We start from the raw sequence: 10,475 nt of genomic DNA on the forward strand, positions 1-10,475 counted from the left end.
GACATGGTCGCGCGGCGGGATCCGGTAGGACAAGTGAAAAGTTCTCTGCAGCCTTTAAGCTGGACTGCATGATGGAGACGCTCGGCTCAGCCCGCCTCGACGTCCGACGGATGCAGGTCCTGCGCGCGGTGGTGGACCACGGCTCGGTGAGCGCGGCGGCCACCGCCCTCGGCTACACCCCGTCCGCGGTGAGCCAGCAGGTGGCGGCGCTGGAGCGGGAGACCGGGACGGCGCTGCTGGAGCGCGTCGGCCGGGGGGTGCGACCGACCGCCGCCGGGCTGCTGCTCGCCGGGCACGCCGCGGTGATCGACCGGCAGGTGGCGGAGGCGGGCGCCGCACTGGCCGACCTGCGGGCGGGGTGCAGCGGCAGCCTGACCGTCCGCTACTTCGCCACGGCCGGCGCCTCGCTGGTCGCCCCGGCGGTGGCCGCGTTCCGCCGGGAGCACCCGGGTGTGCGGCTCGACCTGGGCATGACCGACCCCGAGGACCCACTCACCGAGGTGCTGGACGGCCGGGCCGATCTCGCGGTCGTGGTCCGGCCGCGGGACGCCCCGCACCCGGGCCTCCGGCTGGTCCACCTGCGCGACGACCCGTACCGCGCCGTGCTGCCGGCGGGGCACCGGCTCGCCGCGAAGCGCGTCCTGGACCTCGCCGATCTCGCGGACGAGCCATGGGTGGGCGCCGAACCGGAAGGGCCCTGCCGGGCAGCCGTCCTGGGGGCGTGCGACGCGGCCGGGTTCCGTCCGTCGGTCGCGGTGGACACCGAGGACTACGCGACCGCGCAGGGCTTCGTCGCGGCGGGCCTGGGCGTCGCGCTGGTCCCGGTCCTCGGCCTGGCGCATCGTCATCCGGGGGTCACCGTGCGGCGGGTCCGCAGCCCGGAGCCGGTGCGCGCCCTGCACGCAGCCGTACGGGAAGGCGCCTGGGGGCAGCCGGTGCTCGCCGCCCTGGTGGCCGCATTGCGGGCGGCGGCACGGCAGTAGGTCCCCGCGCACCGGCGAGGAGGCCGGACACTAGGGTGCCCCTCGTGCATGAATTGCTGCGTGTATTGCTGGTCGAAGACGATGAGTCGGTCGTGGAGTCGCTGCGGCGCGGGCTGGTTCGGTACGGGTTCACGGTCGAGTGGGTGACCACCGGGACGGCGGCGCCGGCGGTATGGGTACGGATCTTGGACTTCACCGGGGACCTCATCGGGCCTCCTACTGCGGAGAGTTACGGTCGATTCCGGTGAACTCACTCTCGCTGGGGGCGGGTTAGCACCTGCATAGCGGATGGCAAACGCGCAGACAACGATGCGTCAAATTCCTTTGGGGGAAAGGAAATGCGGAACATGCACAGCAATTCAGGGGACAGCCGCGCGGGGAACGGCGACGCCGGGAACGGCAGCGTGGGGAACGGCAGCGTGGGGAACGGCGCTACGGCCGACCTCTACCGGAGGTTCGCGGAGCGGGAGGCCCGCGGCCACTCGGCGAGCTACCGGGAGCTGGCCGAAGGCGTCGCCGGGGACGGGGAGTTGCGCGTGCTGGTGGCGGGGCTGCCGGCCGCCAAGCAGCAGCCGAACCTGCTGTTCGGCGCGGTCCGCTACCTCGGCGGGCCGGTCACGGAGGGCTACCCCGCCTTCCGGGAGTGGGCGTCGGCGCACTGGGCCGAGGTCTCGGCCACCATGCTGGCGCGGCGGACGCAGACCAACGAGGCCGGGCGGTGCGCCACCCTGCTGCCGCTGCTGGCGGCGCTGCCGGGGCCGCTCGCGCTGATCGAGGTGGGGGCCTCGGCAGGGCTCTGCCTGTACCCGGACCGGTATCGGTACCGGTATCTGGACGCGGCTGCCGGTGAGGCGGGCGCCGTGACTGCCGGGCCGGCGGGCGGCGTGGTGGGCGGCGTGGTGGCCGAGTTCGGCGCCGGGGCGAGCCCGGTGACGCTGGACTGCGCGGTGAGCGGGCCGGTACCGCTTCCTGCGGCGCTGCGGGAGCGGCTGCCCGAGGTGGTGTGGCGGGCCGGGATCGACCTCAACCCGCTGGACGTCCGCGCCGAGGACGACATGCGCTGGCTGGAGGCGCTGGTCTGGCCCGAGCAGACCCACCGGCTGGACCGGCTGCGCGGCGCCGTCCGGATCGCCCGGGCCGAACCGCCGGAGCTGGTGCGCGGCGATCTCAACGCGGCGGTACGGAAGTTGGTGGCACTCGTGCCAGCCGGGGCGACGCCGGTGGTGTTCCACAGCGCGGTGCTCGCCTACCTGTCGCCGGAGGCGCGGGAGGAGTTCGCGGTGACCATGCGCGGCCTGCCCGGGCACTGGATCTCCAACGAGGCGGTCGCCGTGCTGCCCGCCGTCGAACGGCGGCTCCCCCGGCCCGCGCCCGCCGGGACCGGGCTGTTCGCGCTCGCCCTGGACGAGCGGCCGGTGGCGTTCACCGGACCGCACGGGCAGTCGCTGGACTGGTTCGGCGAGCCGGGCGCGTAGGACGCGACGACGGGCTCTCACGGCCGGCTTCCGCGGCCCCGGGGGTACGGTCGGATTTCGGGCTTGAAGCTGCCGCAACGGCAGCTTCTACCGTCGTGACCAGGGCCGGAGAAACCGGCCCGGTGACAGCGAACGTGAGCGAGGGAGGCGGCCATGGCCTGGCCGATCGCGGAGGTCGCCCGGATGTCGGGCGTGACCGCCCGGACCCTGCGGCACTACGACGAGATCGGGCTGCTGCCCCCGGCGTGGATCGGCTCCAACGGCCACCGCTACTACGAGGAACGACAGTTGCTGCACCTGCAGCAGATCCTCGTGCTGCGGGCGCTGGGCGTGGGACTGACCGAGATTGCCGGGATCCTCGGCGATCAGGTGGACGAGCTGGAGGCCCTGCGGGGCCACCGCGACCGCCTGCTCGCCGAGCGCGACCGGCTGGACACCCTGGCCGCCACCGTCTCCCGCACGATCGCCGAACTGGAACAGTCCAGGAAGGACGGCACGCCCATGACCAGCATCAACCGCCCGGAGAACCTCTTCGAGGGCATCCAGCCCGCCGACGTCGAGGCGAGCCTGCGCGACTTCCCCGAGCACGCCGAGGCCGCCCTGCGGGCGACCGCCGGAATGAGCCAGGCCGAGATCGAGGCCGGCCAGCGCGAGCGGACCGCGCAGATGATCCGGCTGGCCGAACTGACGGCAGCCGGGCACCCGGCGGACGCCGAGCCGGTGCAGAGCAAGATCGACACCGAGTACCGGGCCCTGACCGCCCTCCGCCCGGTCTCCGTCGAGGAGTACCGCGCGATCGCGCGGTCCTGCGTGGAGAACGAGCAGTGGAACGCCGCGTACGAGGCCATCGCCCCGGGCCTGGCCGCCTACCAGCGGGCCGCCATGGAGGCGTACGCGGCGGCGCGGCTGTCCTGAGCCACGGCCGGCCTGAGCTCCGGTCGGCCCGGAAGCTGGGCTGCCCGCGCGGCCGGTCGGGGGACGGCCGCCCGGAGCGGCTTCCCCCGGACGGCCCGGGGCGGCAGGTCGTCCGGACAGCCTGCCGGGGGCCGGGCCGCTTCCGTGGGGGGACGGGCCCCGCGGAAGCGGCCCTCACGCCGCGTTCCCCGACGTCACTCCGTGCGCAGCGCCGTGACCGTCCGGGTGCGGGCCGCCCAGGTGGCGGGCAGGAGGGCGCCGAGCAGCGCCAGCACCAGCCCGCCGAGTATCAGCGGGCCCACCACCGACGGGTCGAACACGGTGAGGTCCGCCTCGGGCACCCCAACCCCGGCGGCGTGTGCCATCGCCGGCATCACCTGGTGGTGCACCAGGATCCCGATCGGGACCCCGATCAGCCCGGCCACCAGCCCGCTCCCGCAGACCGAGGTGAGCACCATCCCGACCGTCTGCCGGGGCGACATCCCGAGCGCCTTGAGCACGCCGAGGTCGTGCACCCGCTCCCGGGTGTCCAGCAGCACCGTGTTGAGGACGCCGAGGCCGGCGACGGTGGCCAGCAGCAGGGTGAGCGTGCCGGCCAGGGTGTTCATCGCCAGCACGACGATGTTGATCGGCGGCCCGCTCTGCTCGGCGCTCAGGCCCAGCGGCCGGACGGCCTCGTCGAGCGCGTCGGCGTACGCCTTCGCGTCGGTGCCCGGGGTGAGGTCGATGTGGAACCCGACTGCCTCGGCGTGGATCGGCGAGCCGATCGGGGCCAGCGCGGCCCGGTCGACGAACACCACGTCCTCGGTGGACAGCACCTCGCCGCTGATCCGCACCGGCGTGGAACGGCCGTGGTCGGTAAGGGTGATGGTGTCTCCGACCTTCACCCGGTTGGCGCGGAGGAAGGTGGAGGCGACCACCGCCTCGCCGGGGCCCTGGAACCAGCGGCCCGAGATCATCTGGTAGCCGCTCCAGGAGGCATCGCCGGAGAAGGCCGTCACCTCGGAGCGCCCGGTGTTCCCGGCCACGGCGACCGGCGTCGGGACGCTGCTGTACCAGGCCCGGGTGCCGGGGCGGGCGTTGATCGCCTTGGCCACGGCCGCCTCGTCCACCTGGTCGGTGGGCTTCACGGAGCCGTCGATCGGGATCTGCACCGCGACGCCGCCCGAGCGCCCGGCTGTCAGACCGTCCTGGAAGGCGCTGAGCGAGAGCGTAAGACCGACGCAGAGGGTGACCCCGGCGGTGCCGAGCAGCACCGCGGCGGCCGTGGTCGCCGAGCGGCCCGGGCGGTTGAACGGGCTCGCCAGCCCGAGGCTCAGGGAGCGCGGCACCGGCAGCCGACCGATCAGGCGCTGGGCCCGGGCCACTGGCCCCGAGGCCCCTGCCGGGGCCGCGCCGCCGGCCACGTTGCCGCCGGCCGCCTTTCCGCGCGCGGAGGCACCCTTGGCGCCCGGCCCCGTCCGGCCGACCGCGAGCGCCTCCACCGTGCGCAGCCGCCCGGCCCGCAGCGCGGGCACCAGCGCGGTGGCCACCACGGCGGCCAGGGCGACGGCCGGAACCGCGAAGTCCACCCAGAGCGGGATGCCGAGCAGGCCGCCGCGCAGCGCCTTGTGGGCGATCCCGAGGACGGGCACGGACAGCAGGTTGCCGCCGAGCACGCCGAGCGCCGTGCCGATCCCGGCAGGGATCAGCGCCTGGCCGACGTAGGCGCGTGCCACCTGCTCCGGGGTGAAGCCGAGCGACTTGAGGATGCCGATCCGCCGGGTGGCGGCGCTGACGGCACCGCTGACCACGACGCCGATGATCAGCACCGACATCGCCAGCCCGAGCACCCCGAAGGCCGTCACGAACGGGACGAAGGTCGAGGCCGTCCGATTGGCCTCCGCCTGTGCGGGCCGGTACGAGGTGGACTTGGTGAGCGCGCCGGCCGGTACCGCAGCGACGAGCGCGGCATGGTCGGCGTCCACCTCGGCGTCGGTGCCGGCGTGGGCGAAGCGGTAGAGGTACTGGAGGGCGGGCGCCGCACCGGGTGCGGTGAGGCCGGCGACCTGCTCGGGGGCGATCCAGCCGTCCGCACTCCAGGAGACCGAGGCGACGAGGCCGACGAGCTTGAGGGTCGGGTGACCGGGCAAGTCCGGGAACTGCATGCTGTCGCCGATGGCCAGCGGGGAGTGGCCGTCCAGGAACACCACCTCGCCGGGGCCGGCGAGCCAGCGACCCTGGGTGATGCGCAGGCCGTCCATCGGGCCGTCCTGCGCTCGGCCGACCAGCGTCAGCGGCGGCAGGAGGCTGCCGGCCGGCGGGATCTGGGATCCCTGGCCGGCCCGCGCCTGGACGGTGAGCGCCGGGTACGGGCCGGCCGACGCCGTTACGCCGGGGGCGTGGGCCGTCGCGGCGAGCTGGGCCGGGCTCGCCTTGGCCGGGTCGTACAGCACGTTGAGATGTGCGCCGTGCTGGTCGGTGAAGGACCGCTGGTAGGGCCCCTGGGAGGCGACCAACAGCCCCGTCGCGAGGATGCACGCCGTCACGGACATCATCGTGGTGAGCACCATGACCAGGGTCTGCACCCGCTTGCGTCCGACCCCGGCCCGGACCACTTTGCTCAGAGCACTCATGCGCCCACCTCGCTTCGCTCGGCAGGGGCATTCGCCCACACGCACCTCCTGATGATTCGCTCGCTCATCGAACGCTCCCTGCGGCGGAGGCCGTTGCGGTGTCCCGGACCAGCCGGCCGTCGAGCAGCTCGATCGTCCGGCTCGCGCAGGCCTCGGCGAGCGCGGTGTCGTGGGTGACCAGCAGGATCGTCTGGCCCTCCGCATTGAGGCCGGTGAGCAGGTCCCGGACGTCGGCGGCCGAGACCGTGTCCAGCGCGCCGGTCGGCTCGTCGGCCAGCAGCAGCGGCGGACGGTTCATCAACGCCCGTGCCACCGCCACCCGTTGGCGCTCGCCGCCGGACAGCCTGCCGGGGAAGGCCGCGGCGTGCCGGGCCACCCCGAGCCGCTTCAGCAGCTCGGCAGCCCGAGCGCGGGCCTTCTCCCGCCGCATCCCGGCCAGTTGGGCGGGGAGCAGCACGTTGTCCTCGACGTTCAGATCGTCCAGCAGGTTGAAGAACTGGAAGACCATGCCGATCCGGGTCCGTCGGTACTCGGCCAGCGCGGCCTCGCCCAACTCGTGGACGGCGACCCCGTCCACCAGCACGCCGCCCTCGCTGGGGCGGTCGAGCCCGGCGATCAGGTTGAGCAGCGTCGACTTGCCGCTGCCGGACCGGCCGAGCACGGCCAGCGCCTCACCGGCCCGCACTTCCAGGTCGAGCCCGGCCAGCGCCGGGGCGGCCTCGGATCGGTCGTACGTCTTGGTGACGCCGCGAATCTGGATGATCGGCGTGCTCACGGGCCCTCCATGGTTCGGGATCCGGCCCCGGAACGCCCGGGCCGGCTGACGGAACATGACGCTACGAACTGGCGGCCGGGGACGGACAGCTGTCTAGGCGGCATCTGTGAGGTGTATCCAGATACACCTCGGATTCGGGGGCCACACCTAGAGCGCCGCAGGTCGACGCCCATGCAGACTGACTGCCGACTGATCGACCCGGGGCCTGTGGGGGCACCGACCGGAGAGGAGGCGCGGAATGAGCACGAATGTGGTGACCAGGGCTGCCGCGCGGGTGGGGAGCACCGTCGTGGCCGGCGTGCGCGCGCTCTATGTGGTCACGCTGGCCGTGACCGGGCTGGTCGCACTGTTGGCCGGGCCGATCCTGCTGGCTGCGGCCCTGTTCGGCCCCGACGAGGCCGAGCCGTTCGGGCAGCGCTGGCCGGGCGGGCCGCTGATCCTTCTGGTGCCGCTGGGGACGGTCGCCCTCTGGGCGCTCTGCTGGGCCACCGGGGGCGGCGGCCGGGCGGTGGGGGCCGCCCTGTTCGCACCGGGCGCCCTCGCCGTGATGGCCGCTCATCTCTACGACGGCGCCGCGCCCGGCGGCCGGTCCGGCTCGCTCTGGCTGGCGCCCGCGATGGTGGTGTTCGGGTTGCTCGGCGCGCGCTGGATCGCCGCGGAGAGCCGACGGATCGTCGGGCAATGGAGCGGCCGGCCGATCCCGGTGCCGTACCGCCGCGCCGGCGCCGCCGGGCCGTGGCAGCGGCTGCGGTCCGGCGGCTGGCTGACCGACCCGGCGACCTGGCGGGATGTGGCGTGGACGGCGCTCACCGGCTGCGCGGTCCTGCTCACCGCCGCGGTCGTCGTGCTGACTCCGATCGCCCTCCAGGTGCTCGGCCGGAACGGGCGGTTCCTCTCGCTGGGGGTCATCTACATGATGGGGCTCTGGATGGCCCCGGCGGCCGCTCTCTGGGCCGCCCCGCCCGTCCTGCGGCTGCACGACCGGGCCGCCCGCACCCTGCTCGGGCCCTCCCGGCGGACCGAGCTGGCCCGCCAGGTCAGCCACCTGGCCCGGACCAGGGCGGACACCATCGACGCCGGGGCCGCCGAACTGCGCCGGATCGAGCGGGACCTGCACGACGGGGCCCAGGCCCGGCTGGTGGCCCTCGGCATGCTGCTGACCGTCGCCGACCAGGTGGTGGAGGACCCGGTGGCCCTGCGCCCCCTGCTGGCCGAGGCCCGGGCCTCCTCGGCCAAGGCGCTCGGCGAGCTGCGCGACCTGGTCCGCGGCATCCACCCCCCAGTGCTCGCCGACCGCGGCCTGGCCGCAGCCGTCCAGGCCACGGCGCTGGACCTGCCGCTGCCGGTCACCTTCGCCGGCGAACTGCCCGGCCGCGCTCCGGCCCCGGTCGAGTCCGCCGCCTACTTCGCGGTCAGCGAGCTGCTGGCCAATGTGGTGAAACACGCGGGCGCCTCGCACGTATGGATCGAGATAGGGCACAGTGACGAGCTGCTGCGGATATCGGTGACCGACGACGGGCGCGGCGGCGCCGACCCGTCCCGGGGCACCGGCCTCAGCGGAACCGAACGCCGACTGGCCGGGTTCGACGGGGTGCTCGCGGTCAGCAGCCCGTCCGGCGGTCCGACCATCGTGAACCTGGAGATCCCGTGCGCGTTGTCATCGCCGAAGACCTCTTCCTCCTCAGGGACGGCCTGACCCGGCTGCTGGAGGCCAACGGCATGAAGGTCACCGCGGCCGTCGAGACCGGCGAGGAACTGCTCGCCGCGGTGGCCGCCGACCGGCCGGACATCGCCGTGGTCGACGTCCGGCTCCCGCCCGGGTTCACCGACGAGGGCCTGCGCGCCGCGCTGGCGGCCCGTCAGGCCCACCCCGGCCTGCCCGTGCTGGTGCTCTCGCAGTTCGTCGAGCAGCTGTACGCCCGGGAGCTGCTGGCCGGCAGCACCGGCGGCATCGGCTACCTGCTCAAGGACCGGGTGATGGACGGCACCCAGTTCATCGACGCGGTACGCCGGGTCGCCCAGGGCGGCACCGCGATGGACCCGGAGGTGATCACCCGGCTGCTCACCCACAACTCCTCGGCCGGCCCGGTCGCCACCCTCAGCCCGCGCGAGCGTCAGGTGCTCGGGTTGATGGCCGAGGGCCGCTCCAACGCGGCGATCGCCCAGCAGCTGGTGATCACCGAACGGGCCGTCGCCAAGCACACCGCGTCGATCTTCGTCCGGCTCGACCTCCAGCCCTCCGACGACGACAACCGCCGGGTGCTGGCCGTCCTCGCCTACCTCAACAACGGAGGGAACGACTGAAACGGGGGAGACAGAAGCAGGGGAACAACTGATTGACGTGGCAGGAACAAGTGGGGACGGGCCCTCCGCCGCAGGGGGCTCGCTCCGCACGGAACGGGTCATTTAGGCTGGGTGACGTGCTCATCCTTGTTCGTCGTCGCCACGTGGACCTGCTCCGCGTGACGAGCATGTCCTGTCGACGCTCCGGCTGAACCTCGCGCCACCCACCCTCAGGGCAGCCCCCACCCGGCTGCCATCGCCTCCCGGCTTCCGGACCACCCGCCGCACCAGGCAGTGGCTCCGGCCTCCCCCGGTCGACCACCGGGACCGGCCGGGACGAGACCCAGCGGATGTCACAAATGACGCAGCAGCACACCCAGCCCTTCACGCAGTCGCTCCCGGTGATCGACCTCTCACTCGCCGACGGCGGCCCGGACGACCGCCGCCGCCTGCACGACGAACTGCGCGCCGCCGCCACCGGCGTCGGCTTCTTCCAGCTCGTCGGCCACGGCATAACCCCGGCCGAGACGGCCGCCCTCACCGACGCGATGCGCGCTTTCTTCGCCCTCCCCGAGGCCGACCGGCTCGCCGTGAGCAACCTCAACTCCCCCCACTACCGCGGCTACACCCGCACCGGCGACGAGCGCACCGGCGGCAGCCAGGACTGGCGCGACCAGCTGGACATCGGCGCCGAGCTGGCCCCGCACGTCCCCGGCCGCGGCGAGCCGCCGTACTGGTGGCTGGAGGGCCCCAACCAGTGGCCCGAGGCGCTCCCCGAACTGCGCACCGCCACCCTCGGCTGGATCGACCACCTCGGCGAGGTCGCCCGCCGCCTGCTGCACGAGCTCCTCGCCGCGATCGGCGCCCGTCCCGACTTCTACGACGACGCCTTCGCCGGCCACCCCCACCTGCGGCTGAAGCTGGTCCGCTACCCCGGCACCGCCCCGAACGGCGCAGGCCAGGGCGTCGGCGCGCACAAGGACTACGGCTTCATCACCCTGCTGCTCCAGGACACCGTCGGCGGCCTCCAGGTCGAGCGCCCGGACGGCACCTTCCTCGACGTCCCCCCGCTGGAGGGCGCCTTCGTCGTCAACCTCGGCGAACTGCTGGAGGTCGCCACCGACGGTTACCTCAAGGCCACCAGCCACCGCGTGGTCAGCCCGCCCGGCGCCCGCGAGCGCTACTCGGTGCCCTTCTTCTACAACCCCCGCCTCGACGCCCACATCGAACCGCTCGACTTCCCGCTCGCCCACCACGCGCCCGGGGCCACCGAGGACCCGGACAACCCGCTGTTCGCGGAATTCGGACAGAACGAGTGGAAGGGGTACACGAGGGCCCACCCCGAGGTCACCCGCCGCCACCACCCCGACCTGACCGAGGCCGCCACCCGCTGACCCCGGCCGCCGACGCCCCTGCCGCCCGCTGCCGG

8 protein-coding genes are annotated in these 10,475 nt (G+C 74.0%); 6 read left to right on the forward strand and 2 right to left on the reverse strand.

The genetic code is table 11. The features are described from left to right. Positions 1-110: 110 nt before the first annotated feature. From KV557_RS27855 to KV557_RS27865, 3 genes are all read left to right on the forward strand, one after another. The gene (locus KV557_RS27855) at positions 111-983 is read left to right on the forward strand and encodes a LysR family transcriptional regulator (protein ID WP_218204313.1); all 873 of its coding nucleotides are present in this window, start codon (positions 111-113) and stop codon (positions 981-983) included. A gap of 347 nt (positions 984-1,330) precedes the next feature. Continuing rightward, positions 1,331-2,458 carry a DUF2332 domain-containing protein gene (locus tag KV557_RS27860; RefSeq protein ID WP_218204263.1) on the forward strand — a complete coding sequence of 376 codons (1,128 nt, stop codon included), beginning with the start codon at positions 1,331-1,333 and terminating at the stop codon, positions 2,456-2,458. A gap of 153 nt (positions 2,459-2,611) precedes the next feature. Continuing rightward, entirely contained in the window at positions 2,612-3,373 is a 762-nt protein-coding gene (locus tag KV557_RS27865; protein ID WP_218204264.1) for a MerR family transcriptional regulator, read from the forward strand. A gap of 194 nt (positions 3,374-3,567) precedes the next feature. On the opposite strand, the gene KV557_RS27870 is transcribed toward KV557_RS27865, so the two are convergent. Then, positions 3,568-5,988 (reverse strand): ABC transporter permease, encoded by a 2,421-nt coding sequence (locus KV557_RS27870; protein ID WP_218204265.1) that lies wholly within the window; start codon positions 5,986-5,988, stop codon positions 3,568-3,570. A gap of 64 nt (positions 5,989-6,052) precedes the next feature. Next, a complete protein-coding gene (locus KV557_RS27875) occupies positions 6,053-6,763 on the reverse strand; it encodes an ABC transporter ATP-binding protein (RefSeq protein ID WP_308130105.1) in 711 nt (236 codons plus the stop codon). Positions 6,764-7,001: 238 nt separating this feature from the next. Here KV557_RS27875 and KV557_RS27880 point away from each other — a divergent pair, with 238 nt between their 5' ends. From KV557_RS27880 to KV557_RS27890, 3 genes are all read left to right on the forward strand, one after another. Continuing rightward, a complete protein-coding gene (locus tag KV557_RS27880; RefSeq protein WP_256178043.1) occupies positions 7,002-8,459 on the forward strand; it encodes a sensor histidine kinase in 1,458 nt (485 codons plus the stop codon). After that, complete coding sequence (locus KV557_RS27885; RefSeq protein ID WP_218204267.1) at positions 8,411-9,067, forward strand: response regulator transcription factor; 657 nt, start codon at positions 8,411-8,413, stop codon at positions 9,065-9,067. Before KV557_RS27880 ends, KV557_RS27885 begins: the two co-directional genes overlap by 49 nt. 338 nt (positions 9,068-9,405) lie before the next feature. Then, a complete protein-coding gene (locus tag KV557_RS27890; RefSeq protein WP_218204268.1) occupies positions 9,406-10,440 on the forward strand; it encodes an isopenicillin N synthase family dioxygenase in 1,035 nt (344 codons plus the stop codon). Positions 10,441-10,475: the final 35 nt, after the last annotated feature.

The sequence above is a fragment of the Kitasatospora aureofaciens genome (genome assembly GCF_019192735.1).
Taxonomy (GTDB): Bacteria; Actinomycetota; Actinomycetes; order Streptomycetales; family Streptomycetaceae; genus Kitasatospora; species Kitasatospora aureofaciens_A.

What these genes read in the sequence shown, in the direction of transcription:
- KV557_RS27855 (WP_218204313.1), top strand. Translation starts at nt 111, where the DNA reads ATGCAGGTCCTGCGCGCGGTGGTGGACCACGGCTCGGTGAGCGCGGCG.
- KV557_RS27860 (WP_218204263.1), top strand. Translation starts at nt 1,331, where the DNA reads ATGCACAGCAATTCAGGGGACAGCCGCGCGGGGAACGGCGACGCCGGG.
- KV557_RS27865 (WP_218204264.1), top strand. Translation starts at nt 2,612, where the DNA reads ATGGCCTGGCCGATCGCGGAGGTCGCCCGGATGTCGGGCGTGACCGCC.
- KV557_RS27870 (WP_218204265.1), bottom strand. Translation starts at nt 5,988, where the DNA reads ATGAGTGCTCTGAGCAAAGTGGTCCGGGCCGGGGTCGGACGCAAGCGG.
- KV557_RS27880 (WP_256178043.1), top strand. Translation starts at nt 7,002, where the DNA reads ATGAGCACGAATGTGGTGACCAGGGCTGCCGCGCGGGTGGGGAGCACC.
- KV557_RS27890 (WP_218204268.1), top strand. Translation starts at nt 9,406, where the DNA reads ATGACGCAGCAGCACACCCAGCCCTTCACGCAGTCGCTCCCGGTGATC.